Origin of the sequence: Streptomyces katrae, assembly GCF_002028425.1 — a bacterium.
Taxonomy (GTDB): domain Bacteria; phylum Actinomycetota; class Actinomycetes; order Streptomycetales; family Streptomycetaceae; genus Streptomyces; species Streptomyces katrae_A.
Map to the genome: position 1 here is coordinate 5433109 of NZ_CP020042.1, position 26753 is coordinate 5459861.

Below are 26753 nucleotides of genomic sequence, written 5' to 3' on the forward strand. Positions count from 1 at the left end.
ACCCACAAGGAAGCACGCATGTTCGCCATAGACCTGGCCGACGACGCCCAGCTCTTCCCGCTGGAGGTCTGGCACGCGGAGGAATTCCTCGCGCACATCGACCGCGGCCGGGAGTTCATCGGCCAGTTCATCGGCTTCCCCGACCGCGCCACCGACCTGGAGTCGGCCCGGCAGCTGCTGCGCACCAACGCCGAGAAGTCCGCCGCCGACGGCGCCCGCCTCTACGGCATCCGCGTCGCCGGCACCCTCGTCGGCGGGGTCCTCTTCCCCCACTTCGACGCCGCGGCCGGCAACTGCGAGGTCGGCTGCTGGATGGAGCCCGCCGGCACCGGCCGGGGCCTGGTCACCCTGGCCTGCCGGGTGCTCGTCGACTGGGCCTTCGACGTGCGCGGCATGCACCGCATCGAATGGCACGTGGCCAGCGGCAACGAGAAGAGCATCGCCGTCGCCGAGCGCCTGGGCTTCACCCGCGAAGGCGTCCTGCGGCAGAGCTACCTGCACCGGGGTGTCCGCCAGGACACCGAGATCTGGTCGCTCCTCGCCCCCGAACGGGCCGCCGCCCGCACCGCGTAGCCGCCACGGCCGCAGGCCCCGCCCGGGCCCTGCGGCCCACTCGGCCCGCCGGGCGGCGAGCGCTCTCAGGAGCCTCTCAGAAACTCCGCCTACGGTGCGCGCCATGGACACCACCAAGACCGCCTCCCCGACCGCTCCCGAGGCGGACGCCGCCGAGGACCAGCCGGCCGCCGGCACCCCGGCCGAGGCCGAGGACACCGCGGCCCCCACCACCGCCCCGGCCGCCGGGACCGACGCCCCCGCCGAAGCCCCCGCCCCGGCAGACGCCCCCGCAGACGCCCATGCCGACGAGGAGCCCGGCGAAGACCTGGACGACGACGAGGCGGACGCCTTCCCCGAGCGGCCCACCGGCGTCGGCTCCGCCGCCTCCGCCATCACCGCCGCCGGCCTCGGGCTCATCGCCCTCAGCGGCAGCTGGGTCGCCCGCGTGATCGGCGAACGCCAGACCCTCATCGGCCAGATCGAGTCGGCCAACGCCACCACCGCCAAGGAGAAGATCGCCGCCCTGTACGGCGACGCCTGGCACATGACGGCCCTCGTCAACGGCCTCCTCTCCGCCCTGGCCCTGCTGCTCGCCGCCGTCGTCCTCGCGGCCCCCGCCTTCGGCGCCCCCGGCCGGGTCCACCCCGCCTGGGTCCGCTCGGTGTCCTGGGCCGCCGTGGCCCTGGGCGTCCTCGGTGTCCTGCTCTTCGGACTCATGTACTTCGACCTCCTCGTACCCCTCCCGACGGCCGCCGAGTAGGCACCGCCTTACCCCTGCCTTAGGCCGCCCCCGCACGGCTCGAGCCCTTCTCAGGACCCCGGGGGCCCGGCCTAAGGACCCCGGGCCCGCACAGATGCGGCATGAGCCCCATGTGCCGGACCCCTCTGGGACGCGAATCTTGGATCACACCGAACGAGGTGCCCGAGAGAAGCAACCAGGGAGAACGAGATGTTCGAGTCCGAGATCGCCACCGCCCACCGCGCCGACCTCCTCCGCCAGGCCGACGAGTACCGGATCGCCCGCGAGGCCAAGAAGGCCTCCCGCACCTCGCGCGGCCAGGAACGCGAGAGGTCGGTGAGTCGCCACCGGAGCCTCTTCACCCGCGCCGCGTAACCCGCGCCACGCACCCCGTGGAATGACGCGAGATGACGAGCGCACCGACAACGACTGCCGCACGACCGGAACCGTGTGCGATGCTCAGCGGCGTGGAAACCAGATCTGTCAGCCCGGTGTTCGTCGGCCGAGCCGACGAACTGGCCGTACTCGTCGACGCCCTGGGCCGCGCGGCGGACCAGGAGCCCCAGGCCTTCCTGATCGGGGGCGAGGCCGGAGTCGGCAAGACCCGGCTGACCGAGGAGTTCCTCGGCGAGGCCACCCGCCGCGGAGCCGTGGTGGCCGTCGGAGGCTGTGTGGAGATCGGGGCGGAGGGCCTTCCCTTCGCCCCTTTCTCGACGGCCCTGCGCACCCTGCTCCGCCTGCTCCCCGGTGAACTCGCCGCCGCGGCCGCCGGCCAGGAGGACGAACTCGCCCGCATCCTCCCCGAACTCGGCGAGACGCCCCGCGGCCCCCACGACGAGGAGAGCACCGCCCGCCTCTTCGAACTGACGGCCAGGATGCTGGAACGCCTCGCCGCCGACCGCACCGTCGTCCTCGTCCTGGAGGACCTGCACTGGGCGGACACCTCCACCCGGCACCTGCTGGCCTACCTCTTCCGTACCCTCGGCCGGGGCCGGCTCGTCCTCGTCGCCACCTACCGGGCCGACGACATCCACCGCCGCCACCCGCTGCGCCCCCTGCTCGCCGAACTCGACCGGTTCCGCACTGTCCAGCGCATCGAACTGGCCCGCTTCAACCGGGGCGAGGTGCGCCGCCAGCTCGCCGGGATCCTCGCCTCGCGGCCCGACGAGGCCTTCGTCGCCTCCGTCTTCGACCGCTCCGACGGCAACGCCTTCTTCGTCGAGGAACTCGTCGCCTGCCACGAGAGCGGCTGCCGCACCGGGCTCACCGAATCCCTGCGCGATCTGCTCCTCGTCCGCGTCGAGGTCCTCCCGGACGCCGCGCAGCGCGTGGTCCGCATCGTCGCCGAAGGCGGCTCCACCATCGAATACCCGCTGCTGCGCGCCGTCGCCGGGCTCGGCGAGGACGAGCTGATCGAGGCCCTGCGCGCCGCCGTCGGCGCCAACATCCTCCTCGCCACCTCCGACGGCGACGGGTACCGCTTCCGCCACTCCCTGGTCCGCGAGGCCGTCAGCGACGACCTGCTGCCCGGCGAACGCGCCCGCGTCAACCGCCGCTACGCCGAGGCCCTGGAGGACGACGACACGCTGATCCGCGCCGACGAGCGGACGATCCGGCTGGCCAACTACTGGTACGCCGCCAACGACCCCGCCAAGGCCCTGCCCGCCGTCCTCGCCGCCTCCATCACTGCCCGGCGCCGGCACGCCTACTCCGAGCAGCTCAGCCTCCTCGAACGGGCCATGGAACTCTGGGAGAGCGCCCCCGCGGAGGTACGGGACGCACTGCGCCCCGTCGACTACACCGAGGTGTACCCGCCCTGCGGAAGCGACCCGGCCGGCACCCCGGTCTACCGCGTCGACCTGCTGGCCGAAGCCACCGTCGCCGCCCGCTACGGCGGCGAACGCGAACGGGCCCTGAAACTCACCAAACTGGCCCTGCGCATCCTCGACGAGGACGGCGGCGACCCGCTGCGCGCCGCCTGGTTCTGGACCGAGCGCTCCCGCCTCATCGCCAGCCTCGGCCGCGGCGACGGCTGGCACGAGATCGCCACCGCCCAGGAACTGGTCAAGGGCCTGCCCCCGTCCCAGGTGCACGCCGACGTCCTCGTCCGGGCCGCGGGCTGGGGCATGCTCCACAACCCGGGCCCCGGAAACCTCGCCGCCGCCGAACGGGCCGTGGAGTACGCCCGCATGGTCGGCGCCGAGGAGACCGAGCTCAACGCCCGGATCACCCGCGGCTACCTCCTGATGGAATCCGGGGACACCGCCACCGGCCTCGCCGAACTCCACGAGGTCAAGGACCGCGCCGCCGAACGCGGATTCACCGTCGTAGCGGGCCGTGCCCATATCAACATCACCTCCCAACTCGAATCACTGGGCCGGTCCCGCGAAGCCGTGGAACTGGCCGAACAAGGGGTCGAACTCGTCAGCAGGGCCCGGCTCCTGGACACCGAGGCCTGGGTCCGCGGGAACATGGCGGAGAGCCTGTACAGCCTCGGCCGCTGGGACGAGGCCGCCGAAGCGGCCCGGCGCACCCTGCACGCGGGCCACGGGGCCGCCCCCCGGGGCTCCGCCTCCGCACGCCTGGCCTACCTGGCCCTGGGCCGCGGCGAACTCAGCGAAGCCGCCGCCCAGCTCGCCGCCGCCCACGCCCACTTCGGCACCCACGACAGCCAGCCCCAGCACCGGATCCCGCTCTTCCGGCTGGCCATCGGCGTCGCCGCGGGCGAAGGCCGCATCGCCGACGTCCGCGCCGAGACGGCACAGGCCATCGCCTACGGCTTCCCGTCCGGCCAGCACCGCTACGCCTGGCCCCTCCTCCTGGCGTCCGCCACCGCCGAAGCGGACGCAAGAGGCCTGCCCGGCACCGAGGAGGGCCGGCCCGCCGCCTTGGAAGCCGTGCGCACCGCAGCCCGCACCCTGGCCACCCCGGTACCCCTGTGGACCGCCCACGCCGAGTACCTCAGGGCCGAGCTGCTGCGCGCCGAGGGCCGCGACAGCGTCGCCGACTGGACGGCCGTCGAGGCGGCCGTCAGCTCCCTGGAGCGCCCCTACCTCCTGGCCCGCGCCCGCCACCGGCTCGCCGAGGCCCTGCTGGGCTCGGGCGGGGACCGGGAGACGGCCGCCGGCCTGCTCCGCGACGCTCACGCCACCGCCGACCGGCTCGGCTCCCGACGGCTCCGCGAGGACCTGGCCCTGCTGGCCCAGCGCGCCAGGCTCCCGCTGACCCCCGACGAGGCCCGCCCGGCCGCACCGGCCCCGGACACCGACCCGGTCGAGGCCCTGGGACTCACCAGCCGCGAACGGGACGTCCTGCGCCTCGTCGCGACGGGCAGCACCAACCGTCAGATAGCGGAGGAGCTGTTCATCTCCCCGAAGACGGCCAGCGTGCACGTCTCGAACATCCTGGCCAAGCTCGGCGTCGCGAGCCGGGGAGAGGCCGCGGCCCTCGCCCACCGGCTGCGCCTGTTCACCCCCCTGGCACCGCAGCCCTAAGGAGCGTCGCCCCCGTCCGGGGCGGCCACCTCCCCGGCGTCCGGGGCGCCGCCGCCACCGGCCTGCGCGTCCGCCTCGCCGTCCGCGTCCGGCGGGCGGCTCGCGGCCGGGCGTATGAGCACCGTGCCGGAGTCCAGGTCTATCGGGCCCCGTCCCGGATCGCCGTCACCGACGTCGGTCCGGGACAGCTCCAGCCGCTTCTTCTCCTCGTCCGTGTGCCGGCGCCCTGGGTTGAACAGCTCCTCGATCATGTTGAACACCACGCCCACCATGCCTTCCGCCCCCCACCGGGGCTCCGTCGGTCACCGCACCGTCAGACTCAGGATCCTGTCGTCGCCCGCCTGCGGCGATCCGCGCCCGTCCGTCTCGCTCGTGACCAGCAGCAGTCTGTCGCCGCCGAGTGCCACCACCGTCCGCAGCCGCCCGTACTTCCCCGTCAGGAAGGCCTCCGGCTCCGCCTCCGGCACGGCCCCCTTCAGCGGGATCCGCCACAGCCGCTCGCCCTTGAGCGAGGCCATCCAGATCGAGCCCTCCGCCCAGGCGATCCCGCTCGGCGAGGCCTCGTCCGTCTTCCAGACGGCCACCGGATCCCGGAAGCCCGCCTTGCCGCCCTTCCCTTCCACCTCGGGCCAGCCGTAGTTGCCGCCCGGCTCGATGAGGTTCAGCTCGTCCCACCTGTGCTGCCCGAACTCGGACGCCCACAGCCGCTTGGCCCCGTCCCAGGCGAGGCCCTGCACATTGCGGTGCCCCCAGGAATAGACGACCGAGTCCGGCTCGGGATTCCCGTGCACCGGTTTTCCGTCGGGGGTCATCCGCAGGATCTTCCCGCCCAGCGACTTCCTGTCCTGCGCCAGCGCCGTGTTCCCCGTCTCGCCCGTCCCGGCGTAGAGCATCCCGTCCGGGCCGAAGGCGATCCGCCCGCCGTTGTGGAAGACCCCCTTGGGGATGCCCCTCAGCACGGTGTCCGGCGCGCCCAGCTGCTGCCCGGGCGGTCTCTGCTCGTCGTAGCGCATCCGGGCGATGCGGTTGTCGGACTCCGTCGTGAAGTACGCGTACACCAGCCGGTCCGAGGCGAAGTGCGGGGACAGCGCGAGCCCCAGCAGCCCGCCCTCCCCGCCGGGCGCCACCCCGGGCACCTTCCCGATCTGCGTCACCTCCCCCGAGCCCGCCCGGACCCTGCTGATCGTGCCCTTGTCCCGGGAGGCCACCAGCAGGTCCCCGCCGGGCAACGGGGCCACGCCCCAAGGGGAGTCCAGCCCCTTCGCCACCTCGCCCGTGACCTGCACGGACCCCCTGGCGGGCGGCGGCGACGCCCCCGGCGGGGCCCCCGCGGAGGCCGCCACCGACGACACCGGCGGCGAACCCCCCGCCCCGGGCGGCGCCCCGCCCGACGCGGAACAGCCCGACGCCAGCAGCGCCCCGCACCCCGCCAGCGCGAGCCCGGCCGCCACCCCCCGGCGCCGCCCGCCCCCGGCTCCGTACCGCCCCGTACCGAAACGCCCGTCCCGCACTCCGTACCGCACCGTCCCGCTCCCCTCCGGTCGCCCCTCCAGCCCTGCCCTTCACAAGACCCAACAGATCCGGCGGGTGCCCAAGTTCCACCACTCGTACACCCGATCGAGTGGTTGTCGCCGCGGTCCCCGGAGGCTCAGTCCCAGGCCCCCACCGCCGCCGGCAGCGCCGCGAACCCCGCCAGCTCCCCGGCCGTCAGCCGCACCTGCGCCGCCCGCGCGTTCTCCGCCGCCCAGCGCGCCCGCCCCGCCCCCGGCACCGGCACCACGTGCGGACCCTGCGCCAGCACCCATGCCAACGCCACCTGCGCCGCGGTGACCTCCGGCCCGTGCCGCCGGGCCACCCGCCGCAGCTCCGCCACCAGCACCTGGTTCGACGCCATGGCATGCGCCGTGAACCGCGGGTGCCGGGCCCGCACGTCCGCCTCCTCGAACCCCTGCCCCGGCGTCAGCGTCCCGGTCAGGAACCCGCTGCCCAGCGGCATCGCCGCCAGCACCCCCACCCCCCGCGCCGCACACCACGGCAGCAGCTGCCACGCCGCCTCCGGCGACCACACCGACAGCTCCGCCTGCACCGCCGTCACCGGGAACACCTGCTGCACCCGCTCCAGGTGCCGCAGCGTCGAGCGGTACCCCCGGTCCCCCCGCCGCCCCGCACCCGGCCCGGCCCCCGCGCCCAGCGCGCAGAACCCCAGCGCCCGCACCTTCCCCGCCTGCACCAGCTCCGCCATGGCCCCCCAGGTCTCCTCCACCGGGACCTCCGGGTCCACCCGGTGCAGCTGGTACAGGTCGATGACGTCCGTCCTCAGCCGCCGCAGCGAGGCGTCGCACGCCCGCCGCACGTACTCCGGCCGCCCGTCGGCCACCACGTGCCCCTCGCCGGCCCGCAGCCCCACCTTGGCCGACACGAAGGCCTCGGCCCGCCGTTCCCGCAGCACCCGCCCCACCGCCAGCTCGTTGGTGAACGGCCCGTACAGGTCGGCCGTGTCCAGCAGGTTCGCCCCCAGGTCCAGCGCCGTGTGCAGGGTCCGCAGCGACTCCTCGCCCCGGCGGCGCGACGGCGCGTAGGCCCAGCTCATCGGCATGCAGCCGAGCCCGATGGCCCCCACCGTCAGCGGCCCCGACCCGATCGACCTGCGCTCCACCCCTGCCTCCCCCCTCCCGGCCCTGTCCCGGTCCGGCCCTCAAACTAACGGCTTGATCACGTTCCCTTCGCATAGCCTCGGGATCATGACTGCAACGACCGCCGAGGTCTGGCTCCCGTTCCCGCCCGGGGAGATCGACGGCCTCCCCGACTCCTTCCGCTACCGGCAGTGGGACGGTGAGGAGGAGTTCCCGGCCGACCCGGCCGCCTGCGTCTTCTACGTCACCCCGTACATGAAGTCCCAGGCCGTCACCCTGCGGCCGCTCCCGGCCATGCCCGCCCTGCGCGTCGTGCAGACCCTCACCGCCGGCATCGACCACGTCCTGCCCGGCCTCGGCCACCTGCGCCCCGGCGTCCGGCTGTGCAACGCGCGCGGCGTCCACGAGGCCAGCACCGCCGAACTCGCCCTGACCCTCACCCTCGCCTCCCTGCGCGGCATCCCCGGCATGGTGCGCGGCCAGGACCGCGAGGAGTGGCGCGGCGGCTTCTACGAGGCCCTGGCCGACAAGTCCGTCCTGATCGTCGGCTACGGCGCGATCGGCGCGGCCATCGAGGACCGGCTCCTGCCCTTCGAGTGCGGGCGGATCACCCGCGTCGCCCGTTCCGCCCGCACCGCCCCGCACGGGCCGGTGCACGCCCTCGGCGACCTCCCGGGCCTCCTCCCGGACGCAGACGTGGTCATCCTCTCCACCCCGCTGACCGAGGACACCCGGGGCCTGGCGGGAGCCGCCTTCCTCGGCCGGATGAAGGACGGAGCCCTGCTGGTGAACGTCTCGCGCGGGCCCGTCGCCGACACCAAGGCCCTGCTGGCCGAACTGGAGTCCGGCCGGCTGCGCGCCGCCCTCGACGTCACCGACCCGGAACCGCTGCCCCCGGGCCACCCGCTGTGGCACGCCCCGAACGTCCTGATCACGCCTCACGTGGGCGGCAGCAGCTCGGCGTTCGAGCCCCGGGCGAAGCGGCTGGTGGCCCGCCAGCTCACCCGGTTCGCCGCCGGGGAGCCGGTCGAGAACACCGTTCTGATCACCGGCTGAACCAGAGCGCACACTCTCCGCGTCCATACGTATGCGAGCAGTTGCCGCACGGCTCCCGGTGGTAACGGAGAGTAGAGAAGCTATGTCGCTGAGTGACGAAAGTGGTGTATCGTCCGGAAGAAGGGGCTGCGCCACGTACGTCTGGCGCTGGGGAGTGATCGGACACTTTGGGGGGCGACGGGCGATGCACGGCCAATGGACGAAGGATCCGATGCGGCAGAGCCGCCGGAGGCGACGGTGCCGAGACTGGACTGCGCCGGAAGCAGCCGGCGAGGGGGACCGGTGAGCGCCCCGGGGGCGGCGCTCCTGACCCGGCCGCCGGTCACCGGCGGCGGAGGCAGGGGTCCGGGGGGCCAACTGCTCCTCGCGCTGGTCAGCGGCGGCTACGCCGTCGGGGCCGCCCTCGGCTGGGGCTCGGAAGAACTCGCCAAGGTCATGGGCGACTTCGGGCTCAGTACCGCCGGTCTGCTGGCCGCCGTCTCCTGCTTCCACTACGCCCGCGCGATCGACCGGCGCGAACGCCCCGCCTGGCTGATGTTCGCGTTCTCCTCGCTCATGGGGGCCCTGGGCAACGGCGTCTGGGGCTGGTACGAGGTGGTCCTCGACCAGAAGGTGCCCGAGCCCTCGCTCGCGGACTTCGCCTTCCTCTGCTTCGCCCCGCCCGCCATCGTGGGCCTGCTCGTCCTCGCCAAACGCCCGGTCACCCGCGCCGGATGGGTCTGCCTCGCGCTCGACTCCTGGCTCATCGGCGGCTCGCTGCTGACCCTCTCCTGGAGCCTGGCCCTCGCCAACGCCGCCCGCACCGCCCAGTCCGGGGCCCCCGGCAGCGTCCCGCGCGCCGCGCTCTCCCTCGCCTACCCGCTCCTCGACATCGCGCTCGTCTCGATGGTGCTGGTCCTGCACTTCCGGCGCTCGGCCAACAACCGGTCCGCGATCAACACGGCCATCGCGGCCCTCGCGCTGACCGTCCTGAGCGACGCCCTGTTCACCTCGCCGCTGCTCAACACCACCTACCGCTCGGGGGAAATCCTCGACGCCGGCTGGTTCGCGGGCTCCCTCCTGCTGGCCTACGCCCCCTGGGCCGCGGGCCGCCGCCCGGAACCGCTCCCGCGCCCCGTCCCCCCGCGCCCCGTCCCCCGCGCGCCGACCGGCCGCACAGCCGCCCCATCACCGGCTCCCTCCCGGCCCTCACCCCGTACCTCGCGGCCGCGGTGTGCACCCTGGGCATCCTCTACAACGTGGTGGACGGACGGAAGGTCGACCGGGTGGTGGTCTTCACCGGTTGCACGGTCGTCCTGGCCCTCGTCGTCCGGCAGGGCATCATGCTCCTCGACAACATCGCCCTGACCCAGGAACTGGCCCAGAAGGAGAACCACTTCCGCTCCCTGGTCCAGGGCTCCAGCGACGTCATCATGATCGCCGCGCCCACCGGGACCCTGCGCTACGTCAGCCCCGCCGCCGCCGGGGTCTACGGCCGCGAGGCGGAGGAGCTGGTCGGCACCGAACTGGCCGCCCTGATCCACCCCGACGACCTCGGCCGCGTGGTCCACGAGGTGCGCCGTTTCCTGGCCGCCCCGCCCGCCGAGGAGCCCACCACCCGCATCGAATGCCGGTTCAAATCCGGCGGCGGGGAATGGCTCAACGTGGAGTCCACCGTCAACCGGCACCAGGGCGGACTCATCCTCAACAGCCGGGACGTCACCGAGCGGGTCCGCCTCCAGGCGCAGCTCCAGCACAGCGCCGAGCACGACCCGCTCACCGACCTGCCCAACCGGGCGCTGTTCACCCGCCGCGTCCGCCAGGCGCTGACCGGCCGCCGCGCGGGCGACCACAGCACCGCCGTGCTCTTCATCGACCTCGACGGCTTCAAGGCCGTCAACGACACCATCGGCCACCAGGCGGGCGACGAACTGCTCGTCGAGGCCGCCCGCCGCCTCCAGGACGCCGTCCGGGCCGGGGACACCGCCGCCCGGCTCGGCGGGGACGAGTTCGCCGCCCTCATTCTCGGCGACGGCAGCCGCGACCGCAGCGCCCGCGAGCACCAGGTCCACGAGATCGCCGACCGGCTGCGCGCCACCCTCTCCCAGCCCTACCGCATCGCCGGCAGTGAGGTCCGGGTCGCCGCCAGCATCGGCGTGGCCTTCGCCGACCCCGGCATCACCCCTTCGGACCTGATGCGCAACGCCGACCTCGCGATGTACCGGGCCAAGGCCGGCGGCAAGGACCGCGTCGAGCTGTACGTGCCGCAGATGCAGGCCGAGGTCGTCCGCAAGGCGGAGCTGGCCGGAAAGCTCCGCACCGCGCTGCACGAGGGCGAGTTCGCCCTGCTGCACCAGCCCGTGGTCTGCCTGGCCGGCGGCGAGGTCTCCGCGGTGGCCGCGCAGGCCCGCTGGCGCTCCGCCCAGGGGATCCTCTTCACCCCGTCCGAGTTCCTCCGCGTGGCCGAACACAGCGAGGGCGGGCCGGCTGGCGGGGCCGACCCCTCCCGCGCCGCCGAGCTGAGCCGATGGCTCCTCGAGGAGGCGGTGGCCGAGGCCGCCGAGCGCCATCTCGCGGGACACGACGTGCCAGTGGTCGTACGGATGACCGCGCAGCGGCTCCTCGACCGCTCGGTGCCCGGCGGCTCCGTGGAGGCCCTGCTCGGCCGGCACGGGCTGCCCTCCGGGGGCCTCGTACTCGAACTGGCCGCCTCCGACCCCAGAGTCCCCTTCGACGAGCTGGAACGCCGCCTGACGGCCCTGCACCGGCTGGGCGTACGGATCGCCCTCGACGGCTTCGGCAGCGGCTACGCGGCCATCAGCGCCCTCCGCAGGCTCCCGGTGGACCTGCTCAAGCTGGACCGGGGCCTCGTCGAGGGCGTCGTCGAGTCCGCCCGCCTGCACAAGATCACCGCAGGATTGTTGCGTATCGCAAACGATCTGGGCATGCAGTCCGTGGCCGACGGGGTGGACCTCCCCGAGCAGGTGGCGGCCCTGCGCGCCATGGGCTGCACCCACGGACAGGGAATGGCGTTTTCCGGCCCCCTCGACGAATACAGGCTGCGCCGCGCGCTCGTGAGAGGTACGTTCCCAGTACCGGGCGGTACGGCCCAGCCCGCCTTGGCCGGAGGGTCGTCCGGTGGCTCGATGGTCATCCGTAGAGGCTCAAATAATGAGACGCCCGTCCCACCCGCTTGACATCGACCTCCCGCCGGAGGGAGGGTCAATGCCATGCGCACCCGAATTCTCGTACTTGGAAAGCGCGTCGGCTGAAGCCGGGACCTGCATGTCCCCGCTCCACACCGCCGACGCGCTCCCCTCGCTTGCCACCTGGCACGAGGGGTTTTTTGTTGCACTGGCACACGCACCCGGACGAGAACCGGGGCACCCCCGCTCCTCGTAAAACCCTCAGCTTCGAGAAGAGAATGCCGATGACCGAGCAGGCCTCCGGGGCCCACCATCCGCAGCCGCGGCCCCGTACGGGTGGGCACCAGCCCACCGCAGTTGAGCACGTCACGGGCGCGCAGTCCCTCATCCGCTCTCTCGAAGAGGTGGGGTGCGACACCGTCTTCGGCATCCCGGGCGGCTGCATCCTCCCGGCCTACGACCCGATGATGGACAGCAAGAAGGTCCGTCACATCCTGGTCCGCCACGAGCAGGGGGCCGGCCACGCCGCCACCGGCTACGCGCAGGCCACCGGCAAGGTCGGCGTCTGCATGGCCACCTCCGGCCCGGGCGCCACCAACCTGGTCACTCCGATCGCGGACGCCCACATGGACTCCGTCCCGCTCGTCGCGATCACCGGCCAGGTCTCCTCCAAGGCGATCGGCACCGACGCCTTCCAGGAGGCGGACATCGTCGGCATCACGATGCCGATCACCAAGCACAACTTCCTGGTCACCAAGGCCGAGGACATCGCCAAGACCATCGCCGAGGCCTTCCACATCGCCTCCACCGGCCGCCCCGGCCCGGTCCTGGTCGACATCGCCAAGGACGCCCTCCAGGCCAAGACCACCTTCTCCTGGCCGCCGGCCCTGGACCTGCCCGGCTACCGGCCGGTCACCAAGCCGCACGCCAAGCAGATCCGTGAGGCCGCCAAGCTCATCGTCCAGGCCAAGCGCCCGGTCCTGTACGTCGGCGGCGGCGTCATGAAGTCCGGTGCCACGGCGGAGCTGAAGGTCCTCGCCGAGCTGACCGGCGTCCCGGTCTGCACCACCCTGATGGCCCTGGGCTCCTTCCCCGACAGCCACCCGCTGCACGTGGGCATGCCGGGCATGCACGGCTCCGTCACGGGCGTCACCGCGCTCCAGAAGTCGGACCTGCTGATCGCCCTCGGCACCCGCTTCGACGACCGCGTCACCGGCAAGCTGGACAGCTTCGCCCCCTTCGCCAAGGTCATCCACGCGGACATCGACCCGGCCGAGATCGGCAAGAACCGCGAGGTCGACGTCCCGATCGTGGGCGACGCCCGCGAGGTCATCGCCGACCTCATCCAGGCGGTCCAGGCCGAGCACAACGACGGCCACACCGGCGACTACACCGCCTGGTGGAAGGACCTCAACCGCTGGCGCGAGACCTACCCCCTGGGCTACGACCTGCCCGAGGACGGCTCGCTCTCCCCGCAGCAGGTCATCGAGCGCATCGGCGAGCTCGCCCCGCAGGGCACGATCTTCACGGCCGGCGTCGGCCAGCACCAGATGTGGGCCTCCCACTTCGTGAAGTACGAGGAGCCCCGCACCTGGCTGAACTCCGGCGGCGCCGGAACCATGGGCTACGCGGTCCCCGCCGCGATGGGCGCCAAGGTCGGCATGCCGGACCGCACGGTCTGGGCGATCGACGGCGACGGCTGCTTCCAGATGACCAATCAGGAACTGGCCACCTGCGCGCTGAACAACATCCCGATCAAGGTCGCCATCATCAACAACGGCGCCCTCGGCATGGTGCGCCAGTGGCAGACGCTCTTCTACAACCAGCGCTACTCCAACACCGTCCTGCACGGTGACGAGACCGGCCACGACACGGTGGGCTCCCAGCTCGGCGAGTCCGTCGCCCCCCGCCAGGGCACCCGCGTCCCGGACTTCGTCAAGCTGTCCGAAGCCATGGGCTGCGTCGCGCTGCGCTGCGAGGACCCGGCCGACCTGGACAAGGTCATCGCCGAGGCGAACGCGATCAACGACCGCACGGTCGTGGTCGACTTCATCGTCCACGAGGACGCCATGGTCTGGCCGATGGTCGCCGCCGGCACCTCCAACGACGAGGTCATGGCAGCCCGGGGCGTCCGCCCCGACTTCGGCGACAACGAAGACGACTGAGCCGAGAGAGCCTGAGAGAGAGAACGACTCACATGTCCAAGCACACGCTCTCGGTCCTGGTCGAGAACACCCCCGGCATCCTCGCCCGGATCGCCGCGCTGTTCTCCCGCCGCGGGTTCAACATCGACTCGCTCGCGGTCGGTGTCACCGAGCACCCCGACATCTCCCGCATCACCATCGTCGTGAACGTGGAGGACCTCCCGCTGGAGCAGGTGACCAAGCAGCTCAACAAGCTGGTCAACGTGCTCAAGATCGTCGAGCTGGAGCCGTCGAACGCCATCGAACGCGAACTCGTTCTGGTGAAGGTCCGCGCCGACAACGAGACGCGCTCGCAGATCGTCGAGATCGTCCAGCTGTTCCGCGCCAAGACCGTGGACGTCTCCCCGGAGGCCGTCACCATCGAGGCCACCGGCGGCAGCGACAAGCTCAGCGCCATGCTCAAGATGCTGGAGCCCTTCGGCATCAAGGAACTGGTGCAGTCCGGCACCATCGCCATAGGGCGCGGCGGCCGGTCCATCACGGACCGCAGCCTGCGCTCCCTCGAGCGCAGCGCCTGACGGGCGCGGCACGCGCCTGACGCCACGCCTGGACCGGGCGGGACACGCCCGGTTCGCATGGCGAGACCGACAAACTCTTATTCCGTTCCCCGCCGTACGGTGGGTGCAACATCAGCGCACCAAGGAGATATCCCAGTGGCCGAGCTGTTCTACGAGAACGACGCCGACCTGTCCATCATCCAGGGCCGCAAGGTCGCGGTCATCGGTTACGGCAGCCAGGGCCACGCCCACGCGCTGTCGCTCCGTGACTCCGGCGTCGACGTCGTCGTCGGCCTCAAGGAAGGCTCGAAGTCCAAGGCCAAGGCCGAGGAGCAGGGCCTGAAGGTCCTCCCCGTGGCCGAGGCCGCCGAGTGGGCGAACGTCATCATGATCCTGACCCCGGACCCGCTCCAGGCCGAGATCTACGAGGAGTCCATCAAGCAGCACCTGCAGGAGGGCGACGCGCTCTTCTTCGGTCACGGCTTCAACGTCCGCTACGGCTTCATCAAGCCCCCGGCCAACGTGGACGTCGCCCTGGTCGCCCCGAAGGGCCCGGGCCACCTGGTCCGCCGCCAGTACGAGGAGGGCCGCGGCGTTCCGTGCATCGCCGCCGTCGAGCAGGACTTCTCGGGCAACGCCTTCGCCCTGGCCCTGTCGTACGCGGCCGGCATCGGCGGCACCCGCGCCGGCGTCATCAAGACCACCTTCACCGAGGAGACCGAGACCGACCTGTTCGGTGAGCAGGCCGTCCTCTGCGGTGGCGCCTCCGCCCTGGTCAAGGCCGGTTTCGAGACCCTGACCGAGGCCGGTTACCAGCCGGAGATCGCGTACTTCGAGTGCCTGCACGAGCTGAAGCTCATCGTGGACCTCATGTACGAGGGCGGCCTGGAGAAGATGCGCTGGTCGGTCTCCGAGACCGCCGAGTGGGGCGACTACATCACCGGCCCCCGCGTCATCACCGAGGCCACCAAGGCCGAGATGAAGAAGGTCCTCGCCGAGATCCAGAGCGGCAAGTTCGCCGAGGAGTGGATGGCGGAGTACAAGGCCGGCCTGCCGAAGTACAACGAGTACAAGAAGGCGGACTCCGAGCACCTGCTCGAGACCACCGGCAAGAAGCTGCGCAAGCTGATGAGCTGGGTCGACAGCGACGAGAGCTGATCTCGCGCACGGCGGGGCCGGGACACTTCAGTCCCGGCCCCGCCGCGCTTCCGCCCCGGACGGCCCCTCCGTCGTGGCCCGGCCGGAAAAATCGACGGAATGGAGACCTCGGACCGTGCAGCTTGTCCACCTCGGCCAATCACGGACGGGTGATCCTTCCGTACAGGCGGAGTTCCGCGCCGGAACCGCCACTACACTGCTCAACACAACGCGTCAGGCCCACAGTGTCGTGCGTCTTCCACGCGGCTACCCCCTCCACCGCATGCGGCCGTCGGGACGGCCGTCCGCACTGGACTTGTGAGGACCCACGTGAGCTCGAAACCTGTCGTACTCATCGCCGAAGAGCTGTCGCCCGCCACGGTGGACGCGCTCGGTCCGGACTTCGAGATCCGGCACGTCAACGGCGCCGACCGCGCTGAGCTGCTGCCCGCGATCGTCGACGTCGACGCCATTCTGGTCCGCTCCGCCACCAAGGTGGACGCCGAGGCCATCGCCGCCGCCAAGAAGCTGAAGGTCGTCGCCCGCGCCGGTGTGGGCCTCGACAACGTGGACGTCTCCGCCGCCACCAAGGCCGGCGTGATGGTCGTGAACGCCCCAACCTCCAACATCGTCACCGCCGCCGAGCTCGCCTGCGGCCTGCTCGTCGCCACCGCCCGCAACATCGCGCAGGCCAACACCGCGCTGAAGAACGGCGAGTGGAAGCGCAACAAGTACACGGGCGTCGAGCTCAGCGAGAAGACCCTCGGCGTCGTCGGCCTCGGCCGCATCGGCGTCCTGGTGGCCCAGCGCATGTCGGCGTTCGGCATGAAGGTCGTCGCGTACGACCCCTACGTGCAGCCCGCCCGCGCCGCCCAGATGGGCGTCAAGATGCTGACGCTGGACGAGCTCCTCGAGGTCGCCGACTTCATCACCGTGCACCTGCCCAAGACCCCCGAGACCATCGGTCTCATCGGGGACGAGGCCCTGCACAAGGTCAAGCCGTCCGTCCGCATCGTCAACGCCGCCCGCGGCGGGATCGTGGACGAGGCCGCGCTGTACGCGGCCCTCAAGGAGGGCCGCGTCGCCGGCGCCGGCCTCGACGTGTACGCGAAGGAGCCCTGCACGGACTCCCCGCTCTTCGAGCTCGACCAGGTCGTCTGCACCCCGCACCTCGGCGCGTCCACGGACGAGGCCCAGGAGAAGGCCGGCATCTCGGTCGCCAAGTCGGTGCGCCTGGCCCTCGCCGGCGAGCTCGTACCGGACGCCGTCAACGTCCAGGGCGGTGTCATCGCCGAGGACGTGCGCCCCGGTCTGCCGCTCGCCGAGAAGCTCGGCCGCATCTTCACCGCCCTCGCGGGCGAGGTCGCGGTCCGCCTCGACGTCGAGGTCTGCGGCGAGATCACCCAGCACGACGTCAAGGTGCTCGAACTCTCCGCCCTCAAGGGTGTGTTCGAGGACGTGGTCGACGAGACGGTCTCCTACGTCAACGCCCCGCTGTTCGCGCAGGAGCGCGGTGTCGAGGTGCGCCTGACCACCAGCTCGGAGTCCCCGGACCACCGCAACGTGGTGACCGTCCGCGGCACGCTGGCGGACGGCCAGGAGGTGTCGGTCTCCGGCACGCTCGCGGGCCCGAAGCACCTCCAGAAGATCGTGGGCGTGGGCGAGTACGACGTGGACCTGGCCCTGGCCGACCACATGATCGTGCTCCGCTACACCGACCGCCCGGGCGTGGTCGGCAAGGTCGGCCTGCTGCTCGGCGAGGCCGGGCTGAACATCGCGGGCATGCAGGTGGCCCGTGCGGAGGAGGGCGGCGAGGCGCTGGTCGTCCTCACCGTCGACGCGGAGGTCCCGGTGGACGTCCTCGCGGCCATCTCCGCGGAGATCGGCGCCGCGTCGGCCCGTACGGTCAACCTCGGCTGACGGCCGGACGCTTGGTGCGGGAAGGGCCCGGAGTGCACACCCGGGCCCTTTTTCGCGCGCACTTTCTGTAGACGCTTGTATTAAACGGATGTCTTGATACCGTGACGGCATGGGACACCGTGAAGATCTGCTCGAGGGCGCCAAGAAGTGCCTCGCCGAGAAGGGGTTCGTGCGGACCACCGCGCGGGACATCGTCAGCGCCTCCGGGACCAACCTGGCGTCCATCGGCTACCACTACGGCTCCAAGGACGCCCTGCTCACCAAGGCGTTCATCGCCCTGATCGAAGAGTGGGGCGAGGGCCGGCAGGCCGGGCTCGAAGGGGCGGAGGGCTCCCTGGAGCGGCTGCGCGCCCTGTGGGACGGGGTCGTCGCCGAACACGGCGCGGCCGGGCCGGTCTGGGCGGCCAGCCTGGAGGTCGCGCTGAGCCGGGACCAGAAGCCCGAGCTCAAGTCCATGCTGGCCGCCTCGCAGCTGCAGGGGCGCCGGGGCCTGGTGTCGATGATGACCGGGATCCCCGAGGAGCGGCTCACCGATCGCGACGAGCGCACCCTCGGGGCGGTCTACCAGGCCCTGCTCAACGGCCTGATGATCCAGTGGCTGTTCGACCCGGCCAGCGCCCCGTCGGGCGAGGAGTTCACGGAGGGGCTGCGCAGGCTCGGCGAGGGGATCGCGGACGCGCAGCGGGCGGCGGGCTAGCCGTTCGCCCGCCCGCCCGGCCGCCCAGTGGCCCCTCTGTCCGTTCAGCCGTTCAGCCGTTCACCCGTTCAGCCGGGCGGTCTTGAGGGCCATGTGGAGCAGCAGCCGGTCCTCGCCGGCGTCCAGGTCGAGCCCGGTCAGCTGCTCCACCCGGCCCAGCCGGTAGTACAGGGTCTGGCGGTGGACGCCCAGCGCCGCCGCCGCCCGGCCGGCCTGTCCGGCGCAGTCGAGGAACACCTCGGCGGTGCGGGCCAGTTCCCGGTGGGCCGGGCTCAGCAGGGCCCGTGTCGCCGGGTCGTCCACGGGTCCGGCGGCCAGTGCGCCCAGCATCCGGTACGGCCCGATCCCCGCCCACTGGGCCACCGGCCCCAGCCGTGGCTCGGCGGCGGCCGCCCGTGCGGCGGCGACGGCCTGCCCCCAGGCCGCGGGCAGCTCCCCGAGCCCCTGCACGGGCTCGGACACCCCCGCGCTCACCCCGTCCACCCGCCCGGCCCCACCCGCCCCGGCGGGCTCCGCGGCCGCGGCCCTCGCGCCGGCCGCGGCGGTCCGTGCGGTCCCCGCCGCCCCGGCCTGCACCGCCGCCGCCCGCGGCAGGAGGCGGCCCAGGGCCGTCAGGGCCGGGCCCATGGCGTCCGGGGAGCGCAGCCGCAGGAGCACCGCCAGCCGGTCCCGGCCCGCCGGCCCGGCCGCCCCCGCCGCCTCGGCCGGTACGACGCACACCGCCGCCGCCCCCGGGACCGACGAGGGCGCCTCCCCGGACCACGGGGCCGCGCACACCGCCGCGTGCAGTCCCTCGGCCCCCGCACCCAGGGCCAGCCGCAGCGCGGCCACGGCCATGTCCTGCTGCCAGCCCCGCCCGGCGGTCAGCACCGCGAGGAACTCCCGGGAGAGGTCGGCGCCCGCCTTGGCCTCCTCGGCGAGCAGCACCCCGATCCGCTGGGCCACCTCCATGGCCGCCTCCAGGGCCTCCGGTGAGGGGCCCGGATCCCGGTCGAGCAGCCACACGTAGCCCTGGACGATGCCCCGGTACCGCACGGGCAGGCAGATCCGCCCCCGGAAGACCCCCGCGTCCGGCGCCGCCGGGATCCGGACGGGGCCGGTGGCGCGGGCGATGCCGAAGCCCTCGAACCAGGACCGCACCGCCGCCGTGGACTGCCGGGTCAGGATCGAACGGGTGCGCACGGGGTCCATCGCGAGGTCGTCCTCGCTGTCGTGGGCACCGAAGGCGATCAGACGGAAGTCCCGGTTCTCCAGCGTCGCCGGGGCGCCGAGCAGCGCCGAGATCTCGTCCACCAGGTCCTGGTAATCGCCCTTCACGGGCACATTCTCCCACCCCCGCGCCGCCCCTTCAGACAGATGTATGAGATCGGGGACACGGATGCGTGACAGCTGTCGATGGCCGAGGATCGGGGAGATCCATAAATTTCACGGTGGTTTTACTTGCGTATTCCCTACGGCCGCAGCACACCCCCGCGGCGCCCGTATGACCGCTTCTGCCACCCGTTGGAGGTGCCCCGTGCTGGGTCCCGCGATCCTCGCCGCTTCGCGCAGCGACAAGATGCGCCGAATCGTCTCTGCTGCCCCGGTGACCAAGCCGGTGGTCAACCGGTTCATCCCCGGTGAGACGGTCGACCAGGTCATCCCGATCGTCGAGGAGCTCACCCGCAAGGGCCTCGAGGTGACCCTCGACGTGGTCGGCGAGGACATCACCGCCGTGGAGCAGTCGTACGCCGCCCGGGACGCCTACCTGGAGCTCATCGAGCGCCTCAAGGAGCTGGGGCTGGGCGAGGCCGTCGAGATGTCGGTCAAGCTGTCGATGTTCGGCCAGGCGCTGGAGGGCGGCCACGAGCTCGCCCTGGCCAACGTCCGCCCGGTCGTCGAGGCCGCCGCCGCCATCGGCACCACCGTGACCCTGGACGCCGAGGACCACACCACCCTCGACTCGATGTTCGCCATCCACGAGGAGCTGCGCCGGGACTTCCCGCAGACCGGCTGCGTCATCCAGGCCTACCTCTTCCGCACCGAGGCCGACGCCCGCCGCCTGGCCGCCGCCGGCAGCCGCGTCCGCATCGTGAAGGGCGCGTACAAGGAGCCCGCCGAGGTCGCGTACCAGGACAAGGCCGAGATCGACAAGGCGTACGTCCGGATCATGCGGATCCTCATGGAGGGCGAGGGCTACCCCATGATCGGGTCCCACGACCCGCGCCTGATCTCCATAGCGCAGGAGCTCGCCCGGCAGGCAGGGCGCAAACTGGACGAATACGAGTTCCAGATGCTCTACGGCATCCGCAGCGAGGAGCACCTCCGGCTCGCCTCCGAGGGTCATCGAATGCGGGTCTACACGGCCTATGGCACGGACTGGTACGGCTACTTCATGCGCCGCCTCGCGGAGAAGCCGGCCAACCTGCTGTTCTTCCTCCGCTCGATGATCACCAAGAACTAGCCAAGAACCAGGTCAAGGAGTTATCGCCCCATGGATGCTGTGACCCAGGTCCCCGCGCCGGTCAACGAGCCGGTCCACTCGTACGCCCCGGGCAGCCCGGAGCGTGCGCGCCTCGAGATCCAGCTCAAGCAGCTGTCCGAGAACCCGATCGACCTTCCGATGACGATCAACGGCGTCAAGCGGATGGGTGGCGGCGAGCGCTTCGACGTCGTCCAGCCGCACGACCACAAGTCGGTCATCGGTACCTACGCCAACGCCACCGAGGCCGACGCCCAGGAGGCCGTCGACGCCGCCCTGGCCGCCGCCCCGGCCTGGCGCGCGATGTCCTTCGACGACCGCGCCGCGATCATCCTGCGCGCCGCCGAGCTGCTGGCCGGCCCCTGGCGCGAGAAGCTGGCCGCCTCCACCATGCTGGGCCAGTCGAAGACCGTGCAGCAGGCCGAGATCGACACCCCGTGCGAGCTCGTCGACTTCTGGCGCTTCAACGTCCACTTCGCCCGCCAGATCCTGGCCGAGCAGCCGACCGCGAACTCCGCCGGCGTGTGGAACCGCAGCGACCACCGTCCGCTCGAGGGCTTCGTCTACGCGATCACCCCGTTCAACTTCACGGCCATCGCAGGCAACCTGCCGACCGCCCCGGCCCTGATGGGCAACGTGGTCGTGTGGAAGCCGTCCCCCACGCAGACCCACTCCGCGGTCCTCCTCATGGAGCTCCTGGAGGCGGCCGGCCTGCCCAAGGGCGTCATCAACCTGGTGACCGGTGACGGCATCGCCGTCTCCGAGGTGGCCCTGAACCACCCCGAGCTGGCCGGCATCCACTTCACCGGCTCGACCAAGACCTTCCAGTACCTGTGGAAGACGGTCGGCAACAACATCGAGAAGTACCGCTCGTACCCGCGCCTGGTCGGCGAGACGGGCGGCAAGGACTTCGTCGTCGCGCACCCGTCCGCGGACCGCGCGATCCTGAAGACCGCCCTGACCCGCGGCTCCTTCGAGTTCCAGGGCCAGAAGTGCTCGGCCTCCTCGCGCGCCTACGTCCCGGCCTCGATCTGGAACGACGGCTTCAAGGAGCAGTTCGCGGCCGAGGTCGACGGCATCACCATGGGTGACGTCCGCGACCTGTCGAACTTCATCGGCGCGGTCATCGACGAGCGCTCCTTCGCCAAGAACAAGGCCGCGATCGACCGCGCGAAGGCCGACCCGACCTGCACGATCGTCGCGGGCGGCACGTACGACGACTCGGAGGGCTACTTCGTCCGCCCGACCGTCATCGAGTGCACCGACCCGGAGAACGAGGTCTTCACGACCGAGTACTTCGGCCCGATCCTCGCCGTGCACGTCTACGACGACGCCGACTACGACGCGATGCTGGCCCAGATGGAGAACGTCTCGGCGTACGCCCTGACCGGCTCCGTCATCGCCCAGGACCGCTACGCGGCGGCCGACACGATGGAGAAGCTCCGCTTCGCGGCGGGCAACTTCTACATCAACGACAAGTCGACCGGCGCCGTCGTCGGCCAGCAGCCCTTCGGCGGCGGCCGCGCCTCGGGTACCAACGACAAGGCGGGCGCGGCGTCCAACCTGCTCCGCTGGACCTCGACCCGCTCCATCAAGGAGACCCTGGTCCCGCCGACCGAGTACGGCTACCCCCACATGGGCTGACCCAGGCCCCCCGCTGAACCCCGCCCCCGCTCCGGTACCCCCAAGCCCGGAGCGGGGGCGGTCCCAGTTGCGGGGGCGCGGCATGGTGACGGCGGCGTGTGTGACTAGACCTCGAAGAGGACCTGGTCCAGGGACTTGCGGATCAGGTCCGGGACCTCGCAGTCGTCCGCGGGGTAGCCGACGGGGATCACCGCGAAGGCCTTCTCGTTCTCCGGGCGGCCCAGGACGTGGCTCAGGAAGCGCATCGGGCTCGGGGTGTGGATCAGGGCGGACAGGCCGGAGAGGTGGAGGGCCGTCAGGAGCATGCCGACCGCGATGCCGACCGACTCGTCCACGTAGTAGTGCTTGCGCTTGTCCCCGTCCGGGCCGAGCCAGTAGCGCTGCTGGAAGACCACGATCAGGGCCGGGGCGTCCGTCAGGTGGGTCTTCACGGCGTCGGTGCCGATGGGGCGCAGGGCCGCCAGCCATTCGTCGCCGAGGCGGCCGTCGTAGGAGATCTGCTCCTCCTGTTCGGCGGCGGCCCGGATCTGCCGGCGGATCGCGGGGTCCTTGACCAGGACGAAGGTCCACGGCTGCTGGTGGGCACCCGACGGGGCGGTGGCGGCGCAGGCGATGGCGTCGCGGACGGCCTGCTCGGGGACGGGGTCGGGGGAGAAGTGGCGCACGGTGCGCCGTTCGTCCATCCGGGCCCGCAGCTCCGCCGCGCGCGCCAGGGATTCCTGGCTCGGCATGCGCGCCGGACGGTAGGCGACGGGCCGGTAGGGCAGGCCATGGGTGGGGGTCCACTGGTGGGTCTCAGGCGACATGGGCAGATCTTCCAGCGGGGGCACTCCAGAGACCAGTGCGACGCCATGAGCCAACGCCCGTTGTGTGGCGACAGGGGGGTTATGAGTGTGGCGAACGTCGGTCGATTCATGTCCGGGAAGGCCGCTTCCACGGCCGAGCCCCGCACGGCCCGGGAGCGCTGAGGGCCGGGGGTGCCCGTCCGGGGGATCGGCTCGGCAGGCCCGCGGACGGCGGCTGGACCACCCGGCCGGCCCGGGGGTGTGGACCGCCGCCGACCTGGGCAGCGGTGTCCGGTCCGAGGTGGACCACGTACCGCGCCCGGCGGGCCCACGGCGCTGTGGGCGCCGGCCGAGGGCCTTGGGCACGGGGCTTCCGAGCCGGGTGGCGGGGTACCCCGCGCCGCGGCGCTCCCGCGTGTTTCCGGCCTTTCCCGGAGCGCTTGCCGACCCGGTGGCCGGGGCGGCCCGGTACGGACCGCCACGGCCGTGTGCGGGGCACACCGCGGGTCGGCCGGATGCGCCCGCCGGGCCGGCCCGCCTCCGGGCGGGGTCAGCTGCCCGTGATGCTCGCCGCGCCCGTCTCGATGTGGCCGGTGTAGCGGCGGGACCAGGTGCCGTCGGAGTCGGCCAGGATCGTGAAGTCGTACCAGCCCTTGTTGTAGGCCACGGCGTTGAAGTAGTCCTCGCGCGAGGAGTTCGCCGGGACCGTGTACGTCCAGGGGCCGTCGGAGCGGTAGGCGTTCGAGCGGACCGTGAAGGTGACCGGGGAGCCGGAGGCGTTGGTCATCTTGAACCAGATCGCCACCTTGCCGGTGCCCGACTCCACGGCGTAGCGGGCGGCGACCTCCAGGTCCTTGCCGGGCCTCGTGGCGTCGCCGATGAAGCGGCGCAGGAAGCGGTTCGGGCCGTACATCGAGATGTCGTACTTGCCCGAGCCGGCGCCCAGGCCGATGGAGAAGTAGTCGGTCGCGGTGGCGCCTGGGTCGACCGTGTACTGCCAGGCGGCCGTGTCCCGGTACTGGTGCGGGTGGATCGAGAAGTGCGCCGCCTGCCGGGCCTGCGGGCCCTGGTTGGTCATCGAGAACCAGGCCAGGATCTTGCCCATCGGCCCGAACTCGAAGCGGTCCAGGTTGCCGTTGACCTGGTATGGGAGGGCACGGGCCGGGCGCGTTCCGGCTTCCTGGACCGGCAGGGCGTTGTCCTGGGGGACCGGGTTGGGGAGGGGGCCGCAGGTGGACTGGCCTATGACCTTCGCCGTCGGGGGGAGGCCGGCGGGGACCCCGTACACCGGGTGGGCGAAGTCGAAGACGCCCGTCAGGTCGCCGGTCACCTTGCGGCGCCAGACGCTGATGTTGGGGCAGAGGGCGGGCGTGCCCAGGGCCGTGGTCCACGTCTCCATGAAGCGGAGCACCGAGGTGTGGTCGAAGACCTCCGAGCTGACCCAGCCGCCCCGGGTCCAGGGGGACATCACCAGCATCGGGACCCGGAAGCCCAGGCCGATCGGGACGCCGTCGATGTACTCGTCCGGGGTGCCCGGCGGGGCGACCGGCGGGGCGACGTGGTCGAAGAAGCCGTCGTTCTCGTCGTAGTTGAGGAAGAGGACCGTGGAGTCGAAGACCTCGGGGTTGGCGGCGAGCGCCCGGTAGACCAGGTCCACGAAGTGCGCGCCGTCGCCGGGCGGGGCGTACGGGTGCTCCGAGAAGGCCTCGCCGGCCACCACCCAGGACACCTGGGGCAGGGTCCCGGCGACCACGTCCGCGCGGATCGCGGCGGCGATGTCGTCGGGGGTGGAGCCGGTGACCCTGGGGACGGAGGCCATGCCCCGGTCCCACAGGGGGTCGCCGGGCTTGGCGTCGGTGAACTTCTTGAAGTAGGCCAGGCCGTTGTCCCCGTAGTTGTCCTGGGCGTTCTGGTAGACCTTCCAGCTCATCCCGGCCCGCTGGAGGGCTTCCGCGTAGGTCTCCCAGGTCAGTCCGGACTCCTCGCCGCCGTCCTTGCTGCCCGCGTCCACCTTGCCGCTCCACAGGAAGGTGCGGTTGGGGCCGGTGGCGCTGAGGGTGGAGCAGAAGTAGGCGTCGCAGACGGTGTAGTTGTCGGCGAGCCCGTAGTGGAAGGGGATGTCCGCCCGTTCGAGGTGGCCGAGGGTGTGGGTCTTGCCGACGCCGAGGACCCAGTTGTCCATCCGGCCGCCGTTCCAGGCGGCGTGCTGCGAGGTCCAGCTGTGCGGGAGGTCGCCGGTGCACTGGGCGAGGGTCTCGCTGTCGGCGCCGCCCGCCGACGGGGTGGCGGAGAGCTTCCACGGGTACTGGCGGCCGCCCCAGTTCGGCTGGTTGAACGTGCCCCAGCCGCCGGGGATGTTGCCGCAGGCGCGGTCGCCGAAGCCCCGGACGCCCTTGAGGGTGCCGAAGTAGTGGTCGAAGCTGCGGTTCTCCTGCATCAGGATCACCACGTGCTTCACATCGGTGATGGTGCCCGTCGCGGCGGCCGCGGCCGCCGTCGTGGGCAGGGCGGCGGGCAGGGCCGCCCCTGCCACGAGCCCGGCGCCGATCCCCACGAAACCCCTGCGGCTGATGGGTGTCACTGGCTGCTCGCCTCCAACTCGGGTGCCCCGCTGGCACATCGTCGGCAAGCGTGGCGGCGGCCGCCGCAAAGGTCTACAGCCGTGCGGTAAGAAAACGGTGAACATCCGGGTGGCCGGAATCAACCGGCCGTGCGCACCAGCATCTTGCCCAGGTTCTCCCCGCGCAGCATGCCCAGGAACGCCTCCACCGTGTGGTCGAAGCCCTGGACAACGGTGGTGTCGGTGCCGATCCGGCCGCTGCGCAGGTGCGGGACCAGGAAGTCCTCCAGCTCATCCTGCAGATTGGTGTGGTTTCGAACCAATACGCCTTCCAGGCGCAGGGACTTGTGCACCACCTCGAAGAGGTTGCGGGGCGCGGCCGGTGAGCGGTCGCCGTTGTACATCGAGATCGCGCCGACCCAGGCGATCCGCCCGTACTCGCGCAGCGAGTCGATCGCGCCCTCCAGGTGCTCCCCGCCCACGTTGTCCACGTAGACGTCGATCCCGTCCGGGGCGGCCTGTGCCAGCTGCTCGCCGACCGGGCCGTCGTGGTAGTCGAAGGCGGCGTCGAAGCCGAGGGCCCCGGTGAGGTGGGCGACCTTCGCCGCCGAGCCCGCGCTGCCGATGATCCGGCGGGCGCCGAGCAGCCGGGCGATGTGCCCGGTGGCGGTGCCGACGCCGCCGGCCGCGGCGGAGACGAAGAGGTCCTCGCCCTCCCGCAGGGCCGCCGTCCGGGTGAGGGCGGCGTAGGCGGTCAGGCCGGTGCCGCCCAGGATCGACAGGTAGGCCTCCAGCGGGACGCCCTCGTGGCCGCGGAGTTTGCGGGTGCCGTCCGCGCCCAGGGTGACCAGGGAGTGGGTGCGCCAGCCGGCGCGGTGGAAGACCAGGTCGCCCTCCTCCAGGCCCGGGTCGCGGGAGGCGAGCACCCGCCCCACCGACCGGCCCTCCAGCGGGGCGTTCAGCTCGAAGCCGCCCTCGCCCCCGTCCATCAGCCCCCGGTGGTACGGGTCCACCGACAGCAGCAGGTTCTCCACCAGCGCGGTGCCGGGGGCGGGTTGGGGGACGGGGGAGGACACGTGGGCGAAGTCGGAGGCGACCGGGAAACCGGTCGGGCGGGCGATCTGGTGCACGGCGTAAGCGGTGTCGGCGTTCATGACGACGACGGTAGGAAGGAATCCCCGGGCCGGGCAGGGGGTTGCCCTCATGGAAGCCGCACACCCATGAACGCGGCTCATACACCGAGGTG

Annotated in this window: 19 protein-coding genes and 1 pseudogene; 13 read left to right on the plus strand and 7 right to left on the minus strand. The window is 72.2% G+C overall.

Features of this window, described 5'->3' with window-relative positions; genetic code table 11:
- Window positions 1-18: 18 nt before the first annotated feature.
- From B4U46_RS24960 to B4U46_RS24970, 4 genes are all read left to right on the plus strand, one after another.
- On the plus strand, window positions 19-573 hold the full coding sequence (locus B4U46_RS24960) for a GNAT family N-acetyltransferase (RefSeq protein ID WP_079429913.1): 555 nt from the start codon (window positions 19-21) through the stop codon (window positions 571-573).
- 103 nt (window positions 574-676) lie between these two features.
- Window positions 677-1315 carry a hypothetical protein gene (locus tag B4U46_RS24965; protein WP_079429914.1) on the plus strand — a complete coding sequence of 213 codons (639 nt, stop codon included), beginning with the start codon at window positions 677-679 and terminating at the stop codon, window positions 1313-1315.
- A 189-nt stretch (window positions 1316-1504) separates the two neighbouring features.
- Complete coding sequence (locus tag B4U46_RS37535) at window positions 1505-1669, plus strand: hypothetical protein (protein WP_159036723.1); 165 nt, start codon at window positions 1505-1507, stop codon at window positions 1667-1669.
- 80 nt (window positions 1670-1749) lie between these two features.
- The gene (locus B4U46_RS24970) at window positions 1750-4788 is read left to right on the plus strand and encodes a helix-turn-helix transcriptional regulator (RefSeq protein ID WP_079429915.1); all 3039 of its coding nucleotides are present in this window, start codon (window positions 1750-1752) and stop codon (window positions 4786-4788) included.
- Here the strand turns inward: B4U46_RS24970 and B4U46_RS24975 are convergent.
- From B4U46_RS24975 to B4U46_RS24985, 3 genes are all read right to left on the minus strand, one after another.
- A complete protein-coding gene (locus B4U46_RS24975; RefSeq protein WP_079429916.1) occupies window positions 4785-5060 on the minus strand; it encodes a DUF6191 domain-containing protein in 276 nt (91 codons plus the stop codon). The two genes, B4U46_RS24970 and B4U46_RS24975, sit on opposite strands and share 4 nt — an antisense overlap.
- 30 nt (window positions 5061-5090) lie before the next feature.
- A complete protein-coding gene (locus B4U46_RS24980; protein WP_237293365.1) occupies window positions 5091-6239 on the minus strand; it encodes a PQQ-dependent sugar dehydrogenase in 1149 nt (382 codons plus the stop codon).
- 197 nt (window positions 6240-6436) lie between these two features.
- Complete coding sequence (locus tag B4U46_RS24985) at window positions 6437-7444, minus strand: aldo/keto reductase (protein ID WP_079429918.1); 1008 nt, start codon at window positions 7442-7444, stop codon at window positions 6437-6439.
- Window positions 7445-7529: 85 nt separating this feature from the next.
- Here B4U46_RS24985 and B4U46_RS24990 point away from each other — a divergent pair, with 85 nt between their 5' ends.
- The 7 genes and pseudogenes from B4U46_RS24990 to B4U46_RS25020 all read left to right on the plus strand — a co-directional run bounded on the left by B4U46_RS24990 (window position 7530) and on the right by B4U46_RS25020 (window position 18057).
- Window positions 7530-8477 (plus strand): 2-hydroxyacid dehydrogenase, encoded by a 948-nt coding sequence (locus B4U46_RS24990; RefSeq protein ID WP_079429919.1) that lies wholly within the window; start codon window positions 7530-7532, stop codon window positions 8475-8477.
- A gap of 282 nt (window positions 8478-8759) precedes the next feature.
- Window positions 8760-11653 (plus strand): annotated as a pseudogene (locus B4U46_RS24995) (putative bifunctional diguanylate cyclase/phosphodiesterase).
- Window positions 11654-11880: 227 nt separating this feature from the next.
- Window positions 11881-13767, plus strand: coding sequence for an acetolactate synthase large subunit (locus tag B4U46_RS25000; protein ID WP_079429920.1), 1887 nt, complete (start codon window positions 11881-11883; stop codon window positions 13765-13767).
- Between the two features lie 32 nt (window positions 13768-13799).
- The gene (gene ilvN, locus B4U46_RS25005) at window positions 13800-14324 is read left to right on the plus strand and encodes an acetolactate synthase small subunit (protein WP_042816067.1); all 525 of its coding nucleotides are present in this window, start codon (window positions 13800-13802) and stop codon (window positions 14322-14324) included.
- Window positions 14325-14459: 135 nt separating this feature from the next.
- Entirely contained in the window at window positions 14460-15461 is a 1002-nt protein-coding gene (ilvC, locus tag B4U46_RS25010; RefSeq protein ID WP_079429921.1) for a ketol-acid reductoisomerase, read from the plus strand.
- Window positions 15462-15770: 309 nt separating this feature from the next.
- The gene (gene serA, locus B4U46_RS25015; protein ID WP_079429922.1) at window positions 15771-17360 is read left to right on the plus strand and encodes a phosphoglycerate dehydrogenase; all 1590 of its coding nucleotides are present in this window, start codon (window positions 15771-15773) and stop codon (window positions 17358-17360) included.
- Between the two features lie 109 nt (window positions 17361-17469).
- Window positions 17470-18057, plus strand: coding sequence for a TetR/AcrR family transcriptional regulator (locus B4U46_RS25020; RefSeq protein ID WP_079429923.1), 588 nt, complete (start codon window positions 17470-17472; stop codon window positions 18055-18057).
- 60 nt (window positions 18058-18117) lie between these two features.
- Here B4U46_RS25020 and B4U46_RS25025 read toward each other — a convergent pair whose 3' ends face one another.
- A complete protein-coding gene (locus B4U46_RS25025) occupies window positions 18118-19374 on the minus strand; it encodes a PucR family transcriptional regulator (RefSeq protein ID WP_079429924.1) in 1257 nt (418 codons plus the stop codon).
- A gap of 199 nt (window positions 19375-19573) precedes the next feature.
- Here B4U46_RS25025 and B4U46_RS25030 point away from each other — a divergent pair, with 199 nt between their 5' ends.
- Both B4U46_RS25030 and pruA read left to right on the plus strand, forming a co-directional pair.
- Window positions 19574-20500 (plus strand): proline dehydrogenase family protein, encoded by a 927-nt coding sequence (locus B4U46_RS25030; protein ID WP_042813727.1) that lies wholly within the window; start codon window positions 19574-19576, stop codon window positions 20498-20500.
- 30 nt (window positions 20501-20530) lie between these two features.
- A complete protein-coding gene (gene pruA / locus B4U46_RS25035; RefSeq protein WP_079429925.1) occupies window positions 20531-22162 on the plus strand; it encodes an L-glutamate gamma-semialdehyde dehydrogenase in 1632 nt (543 codons plus the stop codon).
- Between the two features lie 104 nt (window positions 22163-22266).
- Here the strand turns inward: pruA and B4U46_RS25040 are convergent, their stop codons facing one another.
- From B4U46_RS25040 to B4U46_RS25050, 3 genes are all read right to left on the minus strand, one after another.
- Window positions 22267-22968: a nitroreductase family protein gene (locus tag B4U46_RS25040; RefSeq protein WP_079429926.1), complete on the minus strand. Its 702-nt coding sequence runs from the start codon at window positions 22966-22968 to the stop codon at window positions 22267-22269.
- A 529-nt stretch (window positions 22969-23497) separates the two neighbouring features.
- Entirely contained in the window at window positions 23498-25528 is a 2031-nt protein-coding gene (locus B4U46_RS25045) for a phosphocholine-specific phospholipase C (protein WP_079429927.1), read from the minus strand.
- A gap of 119 nt (window positions 25529-25647) precedes the next feature.
- Window positions 25648-26661, minus strand: coding sequence for an NADP-dependent oxidoreductase (locus B4U46_RS25050; RefSeq protein ID WP_079429928.1), 1014 nt, complete (start codon window positions 26659-26661; stop codon window positions 25648-25650).
- Window positions 26662-26753: the final 92 nt, after the last annotated feature.